This window comes from Dyadobacter sp. CY347 (assembly GCF_021502655.1).
GTDB lineage: Bacteria > Bacteroidota > Bacteroidia > Cytophagales > Spirosomataceae > Dyadobacter.
In genome coordinates this window covers 1,343,821-1,362,120 of the sequence record NZ_JAKFFT010000004.1, presented here as the reverse complement: position 1 = coordinate 1,362,120, position 18,300 = coordinate 1,343,821, and the positions used below count along the sequence as shown (strand labels likewise).

Genomic DNA, 18,300 nt, shown 5'->3' with positions numbered 1-18,300 from the left:
CCAGTGCCCTGAGAATATCCTAAACGACGCCGCCCATCAATGGGTCCGTCTTCGTTACCGAGCCGGTTTCAACGTGGCCGGCGAAGCGTTCTTCGAATATTTCGCTGCCCATTACCTTCACGCTGAAATCGTACCAGTTAAAGTTTTTGGACAAGTTTAAAACCATTGTCGCCTTCCCTCCGGCTGCAATGGTTTTTCTTTGCTCTCCCGATTTGTAGCTGTTATCACTGACGATAATGCCATGTGATTTGGAATCAAGATTTTGAATGTTGAGCAGCACATGGCCTGTCAATTTGGCGTTTTTCGCTTCATAACTACAAGTCACCTGCAACAGCGGGTTGTTGGAATTGCCTGTGAATTCCCGGTAAAAACCATTTGGGCCGTAAACGCGAAGATGGTAGTTGCCATTTTCAAAATCACCGATATTCCAGTCGTCGTGCAGCTCGTCTCCTGCCGCTGAGCTGTAATTCCAGGACCGCAGCGTTTCTTGTTGATAAGGGTTCAAGGCATAAACGCGGAACGGAGCGCCGCTGGATCTGGCCCCGAATACAGCATTACCGGCCTTGAAAGACAATCGGACGTTGTTTTTGGTTTTATCAAAATGCAGGTTCGAATAGAGCTCATAAGGCAATGCACAGGCCGGGCGAACCCCTTCTTCCTGAACCGGAAAGTCCTGGGATTTGCGCAGGTCTTTACTCATTTCCTGGATTTCACTGGCACTGAGGGATTTGAAATTATCCGGCGCCTGGCGGAACTGGGCCTGGTGAATGCCTTCAATGAATTCTGTTCTGTTGAGAAATGCAGGCTGTTCGATTTTTTCGCCCAGGTAAGGCCGGAAAACAGACGTCAGGTCGCCGCAGATCGTTCGGCGCCATTGCGTAATGTTTTCTTCTTTCACCTTTTTATTGAATTTCTTCTCAATAAAATTTTCCAGGAACTGCAAAGAAGATGTATGGTCAAAAACCTCTGAATTGACAAAACCACCGCGCGACCAGGGTGAAGCAATGATCATCGGAACGCGGTAACCCAATCCGATAGGCCCTTCCCGAAGCTTACTTTCGTTCATCGACGGATTGGTTTGCTGGCTTTTTGTCGCAAAATCCATTTTCGGATCTATGCCGGCGGATACTTTGCCTGAGTTTTCCTTATATGGATTAGGGACCGTAAACGGCGGAACGTGATCGAAATAGCCGTCGTTTTCGTCATAGGTCAAAACAAAAATCGTCTTTTTCCAGACCTCAGGATTTTTTAGCAAAATCTCCATTACTTCGCTCACATACCAGGGCCCGAACCACGGCTCGCCCGGATGGTCCGAGAATCGCGCAGGCGGCATTAACCAGGAAACAGCAGGCAGTTTTCCGCTTTCCACATCCGCCCGGAATTGATGAAATACATCGCCTTTCGGGACATTTAATGTGCGCTCCGTTCCATTGTCATTGTATTGCAACGGTGTGAGATTGTGGAAGTCGGGATCATTAATGTTTGTGGTAAATGCATTGGCATTCAAATTCTTATGCTTGGCAGAAAGCGAATTGAACGTATCGGTGTTGAACTTCTGCTGCGCCGTTTCAATGTTGGAAAGCAGCTTCCTGGCAGCCGCCAGCTTTTTGCCCGACTGCTCGTCCGCAGGCTGTTTTTCCAGCGCAGCGATGGTTTCCAATAAAGCCACTTTTTTCGTTTGCAGATTAGCAATCCCGCCTTCGTGAAAACGGACATTGTATTCTTTGAAATACTCAAGCACGTTGGTGCCGAAGTTGCTCAGCCAGCCGCTTTCTTCGCTTTTCAGGCCATAGCCCATTGTAATTTCATTCTGGTAAATTTTCCAGGGAATGCCGTTTTCTTCCAGCCTTTCAGGATAGGTTTTCCATTCCAGTTCAGGAGAAACATAGTTGCTGATATTCCAGAGATGAGCCAGCGCATCGGGATTGTTCTGTTCCCGGACTGTTCCGGACATCCAGTAATAGCGGTTCGGATGCGTTCCTGTAATGCTCGAACAAAAGTTCTGGTCGCAAACCGTGAAAGCATCCGCCATGGAATAGTAAAACGGGAAATCGATGCGGTTGCAATAGCCCATCGTCAGGGGAATGTCGGAATATTGTTTCCTGCCCGGCTTTTTGGCGTCGAGCCACTTGTCGTATTTTCCCTCGTTCATCGCATCTGTCTGATCCGACCAGCCGTGCGGGATGGAACCCATCCAGGCAACCTTTGTATCTTTTACATTCAAATGGAAGGGTGCATAGGTTTTGCCCGCTTCATTGGACTGGAACCAAACCTTGTTTTTATCAGGAAGGTCAATTGCCCGCGGATCATTATAACCCCTTACGCCCTGCAATGTGCCCAGCTGGTGGTCAAAAGAACGGTTTTCGAGCATGAGGAAAACGACGTGCTCGGCGTCATAAAAAGTGCTTCCCGGCGCGGGATCAATGGCCAGTGCCTTTTGAATTACGGGCGGTAATATGTTTGATAACGCGCCTGCGCCTGTCAGGATCGTTGCTTTTTTTAGAAAATCTCTTCTGGAATCCATTGAATTAATGCCTCTGTCTTTAAGCCTGAACCAAAATTTGCCCATGAACATTCGTCCATGTTTTTTGCAAATGAAGATTCTATAAGCCTGGAAACAAAACTCCCTGGATTATCATTATGTTGTGTTTTACACCACACCCAGCCTGACCGCTATTTTGGTCAGTCCGACCGAATTTTTTACCCCTAATTTTTGGAAAAGGTTACGGCGGTGTGTTTCGACGGTTTTGCCGCTGATGAAAAGCGCATCGGCAATGCGGTTTGTTGAATATTCGCTGGCCACGAGCCTTAGTATTTCAAGCTCTCTTTTGCTCAGGAAATTTTTAGTCGTGGGGGCGGATTGAATGACAGGCTGGCTCTGCTGGTCTTTCGGCGGCTCCGCCAGTTGGACCATTACTTGCTGGCCGTAATATATCTTCCCTTCCGAAACCGATTTAATGGCCCACTCCCACTCCTCAATTTCAGCATCCAAACCCATGTAACCGGTTACTCCGGCATGGATCACCTCACGCACGGCGGCCATAGATGAGGTTGCGGAAACAACCAGAAATCTGAGCCGGGGCTGCATCTTTTTAATGTTAATGATCTGCCTGGCAATGTCTTCCGTACAGTAGGCGAATACAATCGCAATATCCGTTTCACCGAGTTCCGAAGATCTGGAAAGACTTTCCAGGCTGCTGCTTTGTCCATTCAACTGTATGAATGTTCTTTTTTCCAACCATTCAGCAACTGCTGCGCATTCGAATGGATGTGGATGGACCAGATGTACGATCGTAACCGGATACTTCATATGGGTGCGGATTGCGTTGAGATCAAAACTACATTTATCTTAAAATGTAAACTTTGAAAGTAGACCAACCTGCCACCGCCAAGGCCATAACGGTTAATTGTAAGGTGTTGTTTGATTTCGTCGACGATTAACTGATTTTAGGGGTCGAAAATCACGAAGTGTCATCGAAGGAATCGTGTGCTATATTTTGGTTTAAGAGAATCGTACTTTTAATAAAAAGTTTGTCTATGGCCAGTTTGCCCTTTGTTTTTTCCAATCAGCTGCGGTGGCGATTGTCGAGGCATTTGAGTTTTTGGACATTCTGGTATGTTTTCCAGGTATTCCTCTATTCGTTTACGCCTGATCCGAAACTTTCGCAGCTAAGCTTTTTCGAGCGGCTGCTTATCATTGCGCCGGAAAGTTTGTGCTATATGGCAGCGCATATTTTCATGTCATATATGCTTATGTACTGGGTCATTCCGCGCATGGTCATAACCGGGCGTTATATCCAGGCAACAGCGGCAGTTATCCTCACATTGTTCGCTACCGCGGCCATATCCGCAGCATTGTCGCTAACCGTGATCGAATATTTGCGAAAAGGTTATTTTTCAACGCCGCTAAATGTCCAGATCTATATGGCCATCATTGCGGGGCTCCGGGGCGGGATCACCATAGGCGGACTGGCGGCGGCCATTAAACTGATGAAGTACTTTTATGAAAAACAGCAGCTCGCCTCCATGCTCGAACAACAGAAAGCACTGGCAGAGCTGAGCTCTCTTAAATCGCAGCTTCACCCGCATTTTTTATTCAATACATTAAATAATATTTACGCACATGCACAAGATACGGCACCCGTTGCGGCTGACATGCTGCTGGGGCTTTCCTCACTTTTGAGATACATATTATACACTTGCAATGCGCCGCTGGTGCCGCTTTCAGACGAGATCAAAATGATACATGCCTATATCGATCTGGAAAAAAAACGATACGGAGATGAACTGGATATCTCGGTGCAGGTGCCGGCCGACTGTGAAAATCTAATGATAGCACCGCTGGTTATGCTGCCTTTTATTGAAAATTGTTTCAAACACGGCACGAGCTCGGTCCTCGAAAATCCGTGGATCAATCTTCATGTTGCCTTACAGGGACCGCATATGCAGCTGAAACTGGTCAATGGTGTCGCGCGGCATGAAATCGAGCAAGCCGGTGGCATTGGGATTGAGAATGTCCGCAGACGGTTGGAGCTGATCTATCCCGGAAAACATCAGCTTAATATCCTGGAAGAAGATGAAGTTTACATTGTCAATCTGACATTGCAACTATCTAAACTTGCTAATATGGACGATCAGCATAACCCGAAAGAACACGCCTATGAGCACAAACAGTTATAATTGCCTGATCGTGGACGATGAGCCGCCCGCAAGGCAGGTGCTCCGCCGTTACATTGAAAAGCTGCCCTTGCTGAACCTCGTTGGCGAGTGCTCCAATGCCGTCCAGGTTATTTCAATGTTGCACCAGCAGCCGATCGATCTTTTGCTTTTGGATATAAAAATGCCGCAACTATCCGGCTTGGAGCTTGTGAGTGCATTGCCTAACCCTCCCAAGATCATTTTCACCACGGCCTTTGCAGAGTTTGCCTTGCAGAGCTACGACCTGGATGCGGTGGATTATCTGTTGAAGCCCATCAAATTTGAGCGTTTCATTAAGGCCATCAACAAGGCGTTGCCCCTGATGACATTGCCCGCACCCCAACCCAAAGAACCCGTTGCCGAGAATGAGGCCTTTCTTTATTTCCGCGCCGACCGGAAGATGGTGAAAGTTGTTTTGAAAGAAATCCTTTACGTAGAAAGCCTCAAAGATTACGTCAGGATCATGACCGAAAGCGGGCAGGTGATCACCAAATATTCGATCACTGCATTGGAAGCGATGCTGCCCACTGCCGATTTCATCAGGATCCATCGTTCATTCATTATCTCATCCTCTAAAATGCACTCCTACACGGCCAGCAACGTCCAAATCGGGAACAGCCAGCTTCCCATTGGCAAGTCTTATCAGCGGGAAGTTTTAAAATTGATCCCCGGCCTTACGAAAAACGAATAGTTCACAACGATCATCGGCGCACAAATCGACCCGCTTACTTCGGATGGGCAACTTCTGCGCGATAAACTTACCGAGGCAGGCGTGAATGTATCTTACGAATTGTACCAGGGCACCACGCATGAGTTTTTTGGAACTTCGGCCATTGTTCCGGAAGCCGTACAGGCTCAGGATAAGGCGGCTATGAATTTCAAAAACGCTTTCAAATAACATCATTAATTTAGTTTAAAGAGGGGAAGCCAAACAACCGGAAATGTTCCGGTTGTTTGGCTTCCCCTCTTTTTGTCCACCTATTGCCGCCTTTTGTAGGACAAAAGACTTATTGACCCCGAATACCTTTGTTAAAAAAGAAAGATAAAATGGTTGATATATTAAAAAAGGCGGCGTCCGGCTTGATGGAGAGAATGCTCAGCAGCGCCCTGGTAGTTGCAGTAAGAACCTGGCCTCATGCTGATATGCACGAAATCGATCTGTATCTGCCGGACATTGACATGGATAGCTGGGACACGATTAAACGCTTGAAGTGCAAGGTTGGCACTCTGGAATATCGAGATTATACGCCTGTACTGTGGAACTCCGAGACGAATGTCTGTACCATGCTCATTGATAGCGGCCACGCCGGTGCAGGCAGTCGCTGGGTACGAACATTAAAACCCGGTGACCAGGTCCTGTTTGGTCCTGCCCACGCTGCATCGCCGCCTTCGCAAACGGGTCCGATATTGTGTTTCGCCGATGCCAGCGCGATCGGACATTTCCTCGCATTGAAGCAGCTGACAGATAGAAGCGAACATCCGATGGATGTTGTCGTTATGATTCCTGACGGTTATGGAATTCCCGAAATATTCAAAGAAGAGAACCCTGAATTTCATTTTATTAATGGCATAGGACAAGCCGGCCTGAATATGATGGAGCAATGGTTTCTTAGTAAGGACCTCAGGGATTATAATTCCATATATATTGCAGGAAATGTTTCCATGACCAAAACGCTGAAAACTAAATTAAAGGCGAGCCCGAATGTACATGCCCGGATCAAGGGCTATGGTTTTTGGTCCTGAGCGTCGATAGAAATGACAAATCAAGAAATAGAAATCCGTCATTTGCAGCAAGGTATGCCGGGCATTGAGATTGGCCGGGTGACAGAGGATGCTCATTTTGGCGCTATGTCGGATAGCAACAAAGGCCCCCACCGCCACGATCATTATTTCTGCTTTCTGCTCGAACGTGGGTTCGTGCGCGGTGCGGTGGATTTTCAGGATATTGACATTGACGAGCCTGCGCTGCTGCTATCCTGTCCCGGGCAGGTCCATGACTTCCGGCATGCAGAACAGGTCACCGGCTGGGCGGTTGCCTTTGATGCCAGGTATATAGATCAAAATGCGCGCATGGTGATCGAACACTCACTTGCGAACATTGCGATTATCAGGCTGAATGATGCCGATAAGGAATGGTTTGTTCGCATTTTTCACCTGCTTTCTGCGGCAGTGGATGACGATAAACCGGCCCAGTTCCAACAGCAGTTAATACAGTCCCTGCTCAATTCGCTTTTTTACAGGACCGTGCATATCTTTCAGTTCCAGGAAAATGAGCGTATCCAGGCTGTTTCCTCGCGTAGTGTAGAGATCGTCAAGAATTTCAATCTCCTTGTCAAAATAAATTTTCAGACATTAAAAAAGCCAGCCGACTACGCCGCTCAGATGAACATTACAGTGAGTTATCTGAATGACACCGTGAAGTCCATTACCGGATTTTCATCTACATGGCTGATCAGGCAGGAAGTGCTCCGGGAAGCGCAGCGCCTGCTTTTTTATACGACAAAAAGTGTAAAGGAAATAGCATTTCAGCTCGGTTTCGAAGACCACAAATACTTCATCCGCCTATTCAGCAAAACCATCGGCACATCCCCCGCCAACTTCCGGAAAACACGTGGCGCCGGAAACCATGAGGAAAGTATTTGATGTAATGTAGGCAGGTTCACTCTTCACCCATTTATCTGCTAGTTGATTCGAAGAATCTTTTGAATTAAAAACAAAAAGCCCGAAGAAGGTTTTCAATTCCTTCTTCGGGCTTAATTCAGTTAACACAATTTAAACAGTTGGTTTCCAGCCATTTTCGTATTCTCTGGACCACAGTTTCTGGGCGTCCTTGTCTCCTATGATGTGGCCGTTTTGCGGATCGATTTTCAGGTCGCGGCCTACGCGCCAGGCAATGTTGCCGAGCTGCATGGAGACTACGCTTTTGTAACCCAGTTCTACATCACAGTTGGGGCGGCGATTGTTTTTGATCGCGTCCAGGAAATCTGCCACGTGCAGACTATCCATGCCCAGGCTCGGGCTGGCCAGGTTTCTTCCCTGCACATCGGCTTTTTCTTTTGATTTCACTTCTTTTACGAGCTTGCCATCCAGGTCATAAACCGTGTATTCATCACCACCCGTGTCCAGACTTCCGTTCTCGCCATAAAAAATGATCCCACGTTCAAGTCCTTCGATCTTCCGGCCGTTGGAACTCCTTGATTCCCATATAAGGGATATACGTCCCGGAAAATCCATGGCAATCACCTGAGTGTCCGGCGTTTCCCAGTCATCTTTGAATTCGTATCTGCCTCCAACGGAGCTCACTCGGGTCGGGAAGTCAACGCCAAGCCCCCAGCGCGCCACATCCACCTCGTGTGTACCATTGTTCAAGGCCTCGCCTGTTCCCCAGTGCCAGAACCAGTGCCAGTCGTAATGGATAAGTCCTTCTTTGTAAGGCATTCTAGGCGCAGGTCCCTGCCATAATTCATAGTCCAGCCAGGATGGAACATTGCCGGGTTTGAGAATAGTGGCCTTGCGTTTGTTGGTATACCAGGTTTTGGCAAGGTAAACCCGGCCAATAATTCCCTTGTGCAGTTCATTAATCCCTTCCGTCAAGATCGGTGCCGAGCGGCGCTGTGCGCCCATTTGTACCACACGCTTATATTTTCGGGCAGCTTCTACCGCCAATTCTCCCTCTCTTGGGTTGTGGCTTAATGGTTTTTCAACGTAAACATGCTTTCCTGCCTGACAGCCCATAATGGTCAGCGGCGCGTGCCAGTGGTCGGGCGTGGCAATGTAGATCGCGTCAATGGATTTATCTTCCAGCACTTTACGGCAGTCTTTTTCCGATTTGGGCGTTTGAACCTGTTTGGCATCCATAATGGCTTTAATGGCTTTCGGAATAGCGCGCTCATCCACATCGCAAACGACACCGACTTCCGCGCCTTTTTGCGCCGCAATGGTTGCACCCATACTTCTTCCCCGGCTATTAACGCCGATAGTCGCCATCCTGACAAGCTCATTGGCACCAATGATCCGGTTATAACTTTTGGCACTAAAACCGAAAGCTGAACCGCCAATGGCCATACCAGCCGATCCGGCCGCTGCTTTCTTTAAAAATTCACGTCTGTTTTGCATAACTTATAATACTTTGATTTTAATGTTTTTGAAAGAAACGTCAGCTCCGTGCTCCTGCAACAGAATATGTCCTTTGTCGATCGTTCCGAACGCGGGCATTGATTTGTTGAATTTACTCAATGCAACCGCATCACTGTATTCCTTTCCCGTTCTCGTAAATTCCAGGATCTTGACCCCATTGAGCCAATGCTCCACTTTTTTTCCTTTTGCCACCACGCGCATTGTATTCCATTTCCCCGGCGCATTCATTTTTTTAATGGATTCGTCTGGTGGCATTACATCGTAAAAAGAGCCTGTCAGGTGATTGGCCTTCTTATTGTCTTCGGCCAGTTTATCATCCAGGATCTGGTATTCAAAGCCTAAGTTTCCACCTTTCTCATACTGGGTAAAAAAGTATTTGATCCCGCTGTTTCCTTCTGCTGAAATGTTAAAATCGGCCATCAGATCAAAGTCCGCATATTCGCCTACGCTCATAATGTCACCGCCTTTTGCACCTTTTTTGGCTGAGATGGCACCATCTTTAACTTCCCAACCTGCCGGTGCGGGTGCACCGGAAACGGTTGTCCAGCCCGCTGTGCCCGAGCCATCAAATAAAAGCACCCATCCTTCCTTTTTTTCCCTGGAACTCAATGTATTTGCTTTTTGAGAAAAACCCACCGAAGGAATGAGGATCCACGCCAGAAGGCCGCTTAACAGTAATCGCTTCATTTTTGTATTTTAATTAAAATTAATAGCCTGGGTTTTGCTTTATTTTTTCCGGATTGGACTGGATAACCTGCAAAGGAATGGGGAATAAAAGCATATTGTCGTTCCATGCCGAAGGGTTAAAACCGTTCTGTTCTTTCTGTTCCTGGCTCATCACTGCCTTGGCACGTTCTGTACGCACGAGATCAAACCACCGGTGATTTTCAAAGGCAAGCTCAATGCGGCGTTCATTTTCAATGGCAAGCAAAAATGCTGCGTCGGAAGCAAACGGGGCATAGTCGGGAACCGCTCCGGCTGCTGCACCTGCTGTATTCCTGGCGCGCTGGCGGATTTTATTCAAATACACAAGTGCACTTGCCTGCTGTTTGCCCTGGCGCACAAGTGCTTCGCTGTAAAGCAGATACACATCTGCCAGGCGCAGCTCAATCCAGTTGTTGTCATTGTCGGGTGAAACCGAAAACGAGACGTCGTAATATTTTTTCACGAACTTTTCATTAATCCTCGTTCCGCCCGGCTCTGAAACGTATCCGTCGGACATGGATATGGCTTTCCGTGGATCACCAGGTTCGTAGGCGGCCGACATAGACGGTGTTGGTGCATTAAAACCCGACTTATCTCCTACCAAAACCACTTCCTTATTGGAAAACCTAGGCGCGAAATCGTTGCTCCACGGACTTCCGGTAGAAGTACCTCCTTTTTTGTATTGTACTTCAAAAAGTGATTCAGAATTGTTTTTGTTGGTCACGCTGAAAAGCGCCTTGTAATCAGAAACCAGCGCATACTGCGGATTATTGATCACTTCAAGGGCTTTTGCCTCAGCCAGTGCATAATGCGATGCTCCTTTTTTCAGCGGGTAGCCGGCCATGGTCATGTATACTTTGGCAAGCAAACCTTTGGCGCCGCCTAACGTTACGCGGCCTTTGTCGTTGGTGGCATAAGTTGCGGGCAGATTGGCTTCTGCAAATTTAAGGTCCTCCACAATGAAATTGTACATTTCCTCCGTAGAAACCCGTCCGAGCGCATAGGCTTCTTCCACCGACAGCTGCTTGTCGACTTTGGGCACATCCCCATAAACCCGCACCAGCCAGAAATAGGTCAGCGCGCGAAGGACCCGGGCTTCTGCCTTGTATTGTGATTTCAGCTTTTCATCCCGGAAAGTTACGGCGTCGATTTTGTCCAAAACAATGTTGGCCCGGAGAATGGTGACAAAACTGCGGTTCCACAAGTCCAGGATGTTCTGATTGTCGGAAAGCAGGATATCGCCGAAGTTATCGATCGAAGTCATGTCTTTCGAACTCCCCGGCACCCATGAAAATGTGGTATTGTCGGAACGCACTTCCCCGGTGTAAATGTAAAGCTGATTGTAAACATCCCTTAGCGACGCATAGGGAGACATTACAGCCTGGTTCATGTCCTGCTCGGTCTTATAGAAGTTTCCGGCATTCATGTCCGAAATCGGTTGAAGATCTATGAATTTCTCTTTACAGGAGAGCGAGGAACCGATCAGCAAAGAGGCTAAAATATATCGTTTCATTATAAAATAATTTAATGGGAAGTGTTTAAAATGTTACGTTAACACCCGCAATGACGGTTCTCGCAGAAGGGTAACCCAGATAGTCGCCACCTCTTGACAAGCCTGATTCACTGCTCGTTTCGGGATCAAAACCCGGGTATTTGGTAAACGTGTACAAGTTCTGTCCGGTTACGTACACTCTGAGGGCTTTAACTTTGATCCGCTGCATGAAGCCGCTGCTAAATGTATAGCCGAGCGACACATTGCGCACACGGAGGAATGATCCGTCTTCCACCCAGTAGCTCGAAGGCTCTTTTTGAAGTCCTTTCGGATCGCGGTTGGCGCGAAGCACTTCTCCTGATCCCGGCTCTTCTTCCGAACGCCAGCGGTCTTTTAGTTTTGCCAGTCCGTTTCTGTCGCCATGATAAATGCCGATCATCCGGTTGAAGAAACTGAACAATTTCGCTCCCTGTGACCCTGTAAGCATCAGGTTCAGGTCAAATCCTTTGTAGGAAAAATCATTGCCAAAACCGTAGATGAACTTAGGTTGGTTGCTGCCCAGGTACGTCTTGTCCGCCGCAGTGATCTGCCCGTCCTTGTTGACATCAATGTACCTCGGATCGCCGGGGCGGTCATTAGCCAAATGCGGTGCCGCATCGAGCTCTGCCTGGTTGATGAAAACACCATCGTACTGATATCCGAAGAACGTTGCAATAGGCTGGCCGATGGTTGTAATGAAGGTGTTATTGGCGTTTTGTGCACCGGAATAGATCGGTCGTCTGTCCGGACCGAGCGCGAGAACAGTGTTGCGGTTAAACGAAATATTGAAATCGGTGGACCATTTGAACCCGCCCGTCGTATTTCTGGTGCGTACCAAAAACTCCATCCCCTTGTTCTCCACTTTTCCAATGTTCTGTAATTGGGAAGCATAACCACTAATGGTCGGAACGGGCACATTCAGCAGCAGATCCACTGACTTACTGTTGTAGAAATCGGCTTCCAGACGGATCCTTTCCTGGAACAAGCCCAGTTCAAGCCCGAGGTTCCACTGCCTGGTTTTTTCCCATCCCAGGTTAGGGTTTGGATAGTTCACCGGGTTGACTGCATTGACCAGCGTTCCGTTCAAGGGATAATATCCGCTCACCGTACGCGCAATGGACTCGTAATTTCCGATCTTGTTGTTACCCACCAATCCCCAGCTGGCCCTGAGTTTCAGTTCGCTGATCTGGTTAATGTTCTTCAAAAACGGCTCGCTGCTGATCCTCCATCCTGCCGAAACCGACGGAAACGTACCCCATCTGTTCTCCGAACCAAATCTGGACGAACCATCCCGGCGAATGCTGGCAGAAAACAGGTATTTGTCGTCATAGGAATAAGTCAGACGGCTCAGGTAAGAGATCAGCGAGTTCTGATCCTCGGTGCCTGTTCCTCCTACTACCTGGCCTCCTTTGATGTTGCGCACCGCGTCGTTCGGGAAATTCTGGGCGAGGATACGGCTGTATTCATTGAAAGATTTTTGTGCCGAATAACCGGCCAGCAGGTTCACAGAATGTTTGTCAAAAACTTTTCCATAGCTCAGGGTATGCTCATTCAGCCAGTTTGCACCCATCCAGCTTTCTGCACGTGCATTGGCAATCCTTGGCGCGCGGGAGCCGTCTGTATCAACAAATGACGGCTGATAAAATTTCAGGCGTCTGTTTTCCAGGTTCCCGTTCAGGCTGACGCGGTATTTTAAACCCTCAATGATCTGGTATTCAGCATAAGCCGATGCGATCACTGCATTCTTTTTGGTAAAATTGGTCACGTTTTCTGCAATGCTTACCGGGTTGGCTACGTCTCCGGCCCATATTTCAGGGTTTCGTACCTGTGAACCGTAGGTGCCGTCGGCATTTCTCAACGGGTAGATCGGCGGCAGGTAAAGCGCATAGGAAAGCGGGCTGTCCTTGCCGTTGGCAATGTCGTTATTCTCTGAATAATAGGCACTTACCGACACGCCTACTTCCAGTTTTTTGGTGACGTTTGTTGTCAGGTTGGTTCTGAGGTTATACCTTTTGAAATCAGTATTGATCTGGATCCCCTGCTGATTGGTATAGCTTCCTGAAACGGCATACCTTGTCTTTTCCGAACCTCCGTTTACCGACAATTCATGTTTTTGGGTAGAAGCATTTCTGAAAATCTCGTCCTGCCAGTTGATGTCAGCAAAATTGTTGGGATCATTAAAACTTTCAGGGATAATGTAAAAATTGGCATTGGTATATTTCGACCGCATTTCGTTGGGGTCGTTAATGGTATGCGGCGGATCACCTGCCATAGGCGTTCTGTCCAGCCAGGCCTGGTTGTGGCCGTCTTTGAAAAACTCCAGATATTCCCTGGTGTTCATCATATCAATCTTGCGTGCTACCTGCTGCACACCATAAAATGAGCTGAAAGATACCGTCGGTGCGCCAGTACTGCCTTTTTTAGTGGTAATGATCACAACCCCGTTGGCTCCGCGCGATCCGTAAATGGCCGTCGAAGATGCGTCTTTCAACACCTGAATGCTTTCAATGTCTGATGTATTGACCAGGGAAAAGGCGCTGCTGTCGATCGGATATCCGTCGATCACGTAAAGCGGAGAGCTGTTGGCCGAAATTGACCCCGTTCCCCGGATACGTATGCTTAAACCTTCCCCTCCCGGCGCGCCGTTGACCTGCTGCACCTGCACACCTGCCATCTGTCCTACCAGGGCCTCTCCATAAGAAACCGCTGCCGCCTTGGTCCTGAGCTTATCTGCTGATACTGCGGCAATAGCGCCCGTGAGGTCCGCCTTTTTCTGCGTACCATATCCTACCACAACCACTTCATTCAAAGCCTTGTTATCAACTTGAAGTGAAATGTCAACAATGCTCTGATTTCCCACTGTAATCTCCTGCGAGGAATATCCCACGAAAGAAAAAACGAGTACGGACTGGCCGTCAGCAACATTGAGGGTAAATTTTCCGTCGATATCCGTAACCGTGCCTCTTTGCGTGCCTTTTTCGACAACGCTCACCCCAGGCAGCCCCGTTCCGCTTTCATCAATTACCTTTCCCGATACCGACTGTTCTTCCTTTTTCGGAACATCGGGTAATCCCTGGTCACTCGTATTGAGCATGATTTGTCCGCCAATAACGCGATAGGAAATGTTCAGGGGCTTGAAAAGCATGTTCAGCACCTCAGACAATTTCCGGTTGGAAGCCATCACATTGACACGGCGACTGGCCTGGATCGTGTTGGAGCTGTACACGAACTTAACATTGGCAAGTCCTTCTATCTTATTGAGGACCTTGCTGATCTCGGTATTTTCTACCTTGATGGAAATGGAATGATCGAGCAGGTCCTGTGTACGGACCTCTCTGGCAAATCCCAACGAAATGCACGCACCGATCAATAACGAATGCAAGAATGTAATCCTCATAGCACGTCGAAGTAGAGGATGAAATTGTACTGGTTTTTTCATTAAGTTTGAATGTTTGTTAAGTTTCAGGATTTGACAAAAACCTTCCCGACCATCTTTGCAGATGAGAACTAAGTTTCAGAAAGGGAAAACATGGAGGGTCGGATGTGGTCGCAACACATTCGGCTCTTTTTTTTGCAGCAGATTTTAATGCATAGTTATCATTAGGGTTTAGAAGTTAGTTACTCGGACATCCCTGGCCGCTCAGCAGGATTTTAGTGCCACGTATCTTATAGCGCGCATTGACCGATGAGCTGATCAGATCTAATTTGGTAAACATGGGCTGCTTATTGAGATCTGCGGTAAAAAGGCAGTTTTTCAACTTGTCATTTTCCAGCACAATGTCGATTCCGTAAGCTTTTTCCAACAGATCCACCACCTTGTCCAGCGGCGCATCATTGAATACAAATGCCCCAGAATAAGAATCAAGCATAACCGGCTCTTCGACAAGGCGTGTAACAAAAGACTGGTCTTTGCCGGAATAAGTCACGCGCTGGTTCGGGATGAGGACAACGCCGTTACCCACATTTTCCCCGACATTGTTTTTTCCTATAATCCTTTGAAAAACAGATACTTTTCCGGTTACAACGGACACTTCAACAGCACTGCTGTCATCGCTGCTATCAATCCAGAAACTTGTTCCGAGCACCTGCGTAGCAATGGGTCCCGTGTATACAAAAAATGGTTTTTGCGGATCTCTGAAAACTTTGAAAAAAGCTTTCCCTTTTAAAAACACTTCCCTTTTGCCCGGCTGGAACTTAGCGGGATATTCTATGCTGCTGTTCGGCAACAGGCTCACTTCCGTCCCATCTTCCAGGGCAAGCAATAGTGGCAAGGCAGTATCATTCGTTTTCACGACCAGCCCCTGGGTAATGTTCCCTTCGAGTGCCTGTTTGCCCGCACGCCGGTTGTGATCGAACTGGTATGTTCCCCAGGCCGTGATCAGCAACAGGACCGCCGCTGCCCAGCGCCAGGTGAGCAATGGGAGCAGCTTCCCTTTCCAGGACGACGCAGGTTGGTATCTGCCCTGAATTGCCATCCATATTCTTTCTTCGGTCTGTTGATTTTGCTGATAAGCATGATGTGATTCGTCGCCGTCGATGAGCGCAAACCATTGTTCCACCAAACGCTTTTCCTGCTCGGTGCAATCCCCGCTTCGGTAACGGGTTAATAATTTATGAAGATGATGCTTGTTCATGAGAACATTAAAATACCCTTTTTATAAAGACTGAAATCAAAGCCCAAACCGCAAATGTGAAAATGAATTCAAAGAATATTTATATATAAATATCTTTTTTGATCAAAGATTCTTTAATATATACTACTCACAAATGCGACCAGACAAGGTGCGATGAACTCTTTAAGGAGTGTTTTCATGATCCGCAGCGCTTGGGTAATGTGGTATTCGACGGTGCGTTCGGGGAGGTTGAGCTCCGTGGAGATCTGGCGGACGGTGTGTCCTTCGAAGCGATTGAGAAGAAAAATACGCTGGGTCTTAATTGGAAGCTTGGCTATGGAATGCTGCATGGTGGCTTCCAGCTCTTCCAGGAAAAAAGAATATTCCGGTGCTTGCGGAGGCTCAATGTTGTCGATCTCGGCAAAGATTTTTTCTTTGTAATGATCGATCACCCGGTTACGCACAGCGGTGAAAAGGTAGCTCCGCAGATTTTGAATGTGCAGCGATTCGCGTTTTTCCCAGATCGTGACAAACAAATCCTGTATGATTTCCTCCGCCACATCGGCATCATGGGTCTTCATAAGGGCAAAATCGTACAATTGCTGCCAGTGCCTGCGATACATTACCTCGAACGCCGAACGGTCGTCATCTTTAAGTCGGTTCAAAAGTTCGGTGTCGTCCTGAAAGAGAGGCTTCATTGATCAATTAGCGTGGCTATTCAAAAATCAGAGTGTAAATATCTGATTTTTTCCAAAGCACTCTATATTTTTCAATAAATATCCTTTAAAAAAACCAATTTTGTTTTAATACATTGATAAGGGTATAATTGTGAAGTAATGTAATGAATGTCTAACTGCACTGTTAAACATTCTTGAACGGTCGACTCTAAACGCATTGGGAAGAAAAAATGAAGCGTGGACCAATCATGAATGCTGTAAAGCGTTGGCAGTTAAAAAGCAGAAACGAATTAAGGACATATACAATCCTCAATTCGTCTCTGCTCTGATCATGTTATTGATCTGATTTTTACTAAATCAATATCCGGGATTCTGCGTCATGTTCGGGTTGCCTTCTGTTTCGCGCGCGGGAATCGGCCACAAATAATCTTTTTGCGAAAAAGTGCGTGTTTCAACATTCACCGCTTTTTTTGTTTTCGGGTTAATAGCTCCTTCTACCACACCATTCATGACTTTTTCGGCAATTTTCCATCTTCTCATATCAAAGAGCCGGCTTCCTTCAAAGGCCAGTTCTACACGGCGTTCGCGTTGGTAAAGCTCCCTTATTTTTGCTTCGGAATTGTACACGGCTGCATTTGCATTGGGCATCGTAGCGCGGTTGCGGATTTGATTGATATATTTCAAAACATCGGGATGGTTCCATTTTCCGCTTTCTACCAAGGCCTCCACATACATAAGCAGCAAGTCAGCATAACGATGGACCATGTAATCCAGCGAACCGCCCTTGCCTTTGTCGGCCAGATCGACATATTTTCTTAACCAATAACCAGTTTTGGAAGAGTAAATCGCTGCCAGCCTGTTGGGATTGTTGGGCGAATCGTCCCAGGGATTGAGCTCGCCGTAGTAAGTGGAACCCGGATAGGCAATGGTTGCATCCATTCTAGGATCCCGGTTCGACTTGTAATTAGGGCTCTGCTTGTAAATTTCGGTGCTGTCCGCTCCGAGCTCTGCCAGCGTTTTACCCTGTTTGGTCTCATAAGAATTCACGAGCGAACCCGTCGGGTTAAGGCAGGCATTTCCGCCCAGATAGCCCGGTGCACTTCTGTAAAAACTGTCGTTGTTTCCTGCCTGTTTGATAAAAATCCGCTCTTCGTTTACCTGGCCCTGGTAATTAAACAGGTTTACGTAACTGGGGTGCAGTTTGTAAAGGTTCATATCAATCACCTGCTTTGCGGCCACGGCCGCTTCGGCATACTGACGATTATTCAGCAAGGCAACGGTTTTCATCGTGTAACAAGCGCCTTTGGTGATCCGCTTTACATCATTGATCGGGTAAGTTGCGGGCAGATCGGCTGAGGCAGCTTCCAGTTCAGCCACCACAAAATCGACGATTTCCTGCCTGGAATTCTTTTTGAGGTCTGTTTCAGTAGGCAGTATAACCGTTGTGACAATGGGCACTTCGCCATAATATAGAAACAAGTCGAGGTGAAGCCAAGCGCGTAATGCACGTGCCTCTGCGAAATACCGTTTTTTCAGTCCCGGCTCAATCAATGCTGTTCCGGCGTGTTCCAGGAAGCGGTTCGCACGGCGGATCGCAATGTAATTTTCTTCCCAAACCGGCTGGACTGCAAACCAGTCGCCCCCACGCATTTGTGAATTGGCATTGCCTATCGCAATCGTGTTCACCTCGCCAAAGAAGTTGGCAAACCAGACCGCATTATCGGTCATCCCTTCAAAAGTGATGCGGGTGTTTCTTTTGTACTGAAACTGACCGGTCGGCACCTGATCGTAGATCATATTGAGCGCTGCGTTGATCTCCCCTTCCGTGTTCCAGAAACTTTCGTCGGTCGTTGCGGTCGGGTGATCCTTGGTTAAGAATTGCTCATTGCATGAACCCAGGAGTAACAGGCTTGCAAGTAAAATATGTGTTCTTTTCATG

The 18,300-nt window shown here is 47.6% G+C and carries 14 protein-coding genes; 5 read left to right on the top strand and 9 right to left on the bottom strand.

Annotation, left to right across the window (positions count from 1 at the left end; translation table 11 throughout):
• Positions 1-19 precede the first annotated feature (19 nt).
• Both L0659_RS13885 and L0659_RS13880 read right to left on the bottom strand, forming a co-directional pair.
• A complete protein-coding gene (locus L0659_RS13885) occupies positions 20-2,569 on the bottom strand; it encodes a phosphocholine-specific phospholipase C (RefSeq protein WP_310590703.1) in 2,550 nt (849 codons plus the stop codon).
• 81 nt (positions 2,570-2,650) lie between these two features.
• A complete protein-coding gene (locus L0659_RS13880) occupies positions 2,651-3,310 on the bottom strand; it encodes a response regulator transcription factor (protein WP_235126715.1) in 660 nt (219 codons plus the stop codon).
• A 227-nt stretch (positions 3,311-3,537) separates the two neighbouring features.
• Between L0659_RS13880 and L0659_RS13875 the strand changes: the two genes are divergently transcribed.
• The 5 genes from L0659_RS13875 to L0659_RS13855 all read left to right on the top strand — a co-directional run bounded on the left by L0659_RS13875 (position 3,538) and on the right by L0659_RS13855 (position 7,341).
• Positions 3,538-4,680 carry a sensor histidine kinase gene (locus tag L0659_RS13875; RefSeq protein ID WP_235126714.1) on the top strand — a complete coding sequence of 381 codons (1,143 nt, stop codon included), beginning with the start codon at positions 3,538-3,540 and terminating at the stop codon, positions 4,678-4,680.
• Complete coding sequence (locus tag L0659_RS13870) at positions 4,661-5,389, top strand: LytTR family DNA-binding domain-containing protein (protein ID WP_235126713.1); 729 nt, start codon at positions 4,661-4,663, stop codon at positions 5,387-5,389. The genes L0659_RS13875 and L0659_RS13870 overlap by 20 nt, the downstream gene beginning before the upstream one ends.
• 9 nt (positions 5,390-5,398) lie before the next feature.
• Positions 5,399-5,596: a hypothetical protein gene (locus L0659_RS26310; protein ID WP_310590707.1), complete on the top strand. Its 198-nt coding sequence runs from the start codon at positions 5,399-5,401 to the stop codon at positions 5,594-5,596.
• 149 nt (positions 5,597-5,745) lie between these two features.
• On the top strand, positions 5,746-6,441 hold the full coding sequence (locus L0659_RS13860) for a siderophore-interacting protein (protein WP_235126712.1): 696 nt from the start codon (positions 5,746-5,748) through the stop codon (positions 6,439-6,441).
• Positions 6,442-6,453: 12 nt separating this feature from the next.
• Complete coding sequence (locus L0659_RS13855) at positions 6,454-7,341, top strand: AraC family transcriptional regulator (protein WP_235126711.1); 888 nt, start codon at positions 6,454-6,456, stop codon at positions 7,339-7,341.
• A gap of 129 nt (positions 7,342-7,470) precedes the next feature.
• Here the strand turns inward: L0659_RS13855 and L0659_RS13850 are convergent, their stop codons facing one another.
• The 7 genes from L0659_RS13850 to L0659_RS13820 form a co-directional block, all read right to left on the bottom strand.
• A complete protein-coding gene (locus L0659_RS13850; protein WP_235126709.1) occupies positions 7,471-8,814 on the bottom strand; it encodes a Gfo/Idh/MocA family oxidoreductase in 1,344 nt (447 codons plus the stop codon).
• A 3-nt stretch (positions 8,815-8,817) separates the two neighbouring features.
• On the bottom strand, positions 8,818-9,522 hold the full coding sequence (locus tag L0659_RS13845; protein WP_235126708.1) for a DUF1080 domain-containing protein: 705 nt from the start codon (positions 9,520-9,522) through the stop codon (positions 8,818-8,820).
• A 19-nt stretch (positions 9,523-9,541) separates the two neighbouring features.
• Positions 9,542-11,053 (bottom strand): RagB/SusD family nutrient uptake outer membrane protein, encoded by a 1,512-nt coding sequence (locus L0659_RS13840; protein ID WP_235126707.1) that lies wholly within the window; start codon positions 11,051-11,053, stop codon positions 9,542-9,544.
• Between the two features lie 25 nt (positions 11,054-11,078).
• Entirely contained in the window at positions 11,079-14,468 is a 3,390-nt protein-coding gene (locus L0659_RS13835) for a TonB-dependent receptor (protein ID WP_235126706.1), read from the bottom strand.
• 217 nt (positions 14,469-14,685) lie between these two features.
• Positions 14,686-15,705: a FecR family protein gene (locus L0659_RS13830; protein ID WP_235126705.1), complete on the bottom strand. Its 1,020-nt coding sequence runs from the start codon at positions 15,703-15,705 to the stop codon at positions 14,686-14,688.
• Positions 15,706-15,818: 113 nt separating this feature from the next.
• Positions 15,819-16,382: a sigma-70 family RNA polymerase sigma factor gene (locus L0659_RS13825; protein ID WP_235126704.1), complete on the bottom strand. Its 564-nt coding sequence runs from the start codon at positions 16,380-16,382 to the stop codon at positions 15,819-15,821.
• A gap of 336 nt (positions 16,383-16,718) precedes the next feature.
• Positions 16,719-18,299 carry a RagB/SusD family nutrient uptake outer membrane protein gene (locus tag L0659_RS13820; protein ID WP_235126703.1) on the bottom strand — a complete coding sequence of 527 codons (1,581 nt, stop codon included), beginning with the start codon at positions 18,297-18,299 and terminating at the stop codon, positions 16,719-16,721.
• Between the last annotated feature and the right edge of the window lies 1 nt (position 18,300).

Excerpts from the sequence above, each read along its gene's own strand:
- L0659_RS13885 (WP_310590703.1), bottom strand. The coding sequence starts at position 2,569 with ATGGGCAAATTTTGGTTCAGGCTTAAAGACAGAGGCATTAATTCAATG.
- L0659_RS13880 (WP_235126715.1), bottom strand. The coding sequence starts at position 3,310 with ATGAAGTATCCGGTTACGATCGTACATCTGGTCCATCCACATCCATTC.
- L0659_RS13875 (WP_235126714.1), top strand. The coding sequence starts at position 3,538 with ATGGCCAGTTTGCCCTTTGTTTTTTCCAATCAGCTGCGGTGGCGATTG.
- L0659_RS13870 (WP_235126713.1), top strand. The coding sequence starts at position 4,661 with ATGAGCACAAACAGTTATAATTGCCTGATCGTGGACGATGAGCCGCCC.
- L0659_RS13860 (WP_235126712.1), top strand. The coding sequence starts at position 5,746 with ATGGTTGATATATTAAAAAAGGCGGCGTCCGGCTTGATGGAGAGAATG.
- L0659_RS13855 (WP_235126711.1), top strand. The coding sequence starts at position 6,454 with ATGACAAATCAAGAAATAGAAATCCGTCATTTGCAGCAAGGTATGCCG.
- L0659_RS13850 (WP_235126709.1), bottom strand. The coding sequence starts at position 8,814 with ATGCAAAACAGACGTGAATTTTTAAAGAAAGCAGCGGCCGGATCGGCT.
- L0659_RS13845 (WP_235126708.1), bottom strand. The coding sequence starts at position 9,522 with ATGAAGCGATTACTGTTAAGCGGCCTTCTGGCGTGGATCCTCATTCCT.
- L0659_RS13840 (WP_235126707.1), bottom strand. The coding sequence starts at position 11,053 with ATGAAACGATATATTTTAGCCTCTTTGCTGATCGGTTCCTCGCTCTCC.
- L0659_RS13835 (WP_235126706.1), bottom strand. The coding sequence starts at position 14,468 with ATGAGGATTACATTCTTGCATTCGTTATTGATCGGTGCGTGCATTTCG.
- L0659_RS13830 (WP_235126705.1), bottom strand. The coding sequence starts at position 15,705 with ATGAACAAGCATCATCTTCATAAATTATTAACCCGTTACCGAAGCGGG.
- L0659_RS13825 (WP_235126704.1), bottom strand. The coding sequence starts at position 16,382 with ATGAAGCCTCTCTTTCAGGACGACACCGAACTTTTGAACCGACTTAAA.
- L0659_RS13820 (WP_235126703.1), bottom strand. The coding sequence starts at position 18,299 with ATGAAAAGAACACATATTTTACTTGCAAGCCTGTTACTCCTGGGTTCA.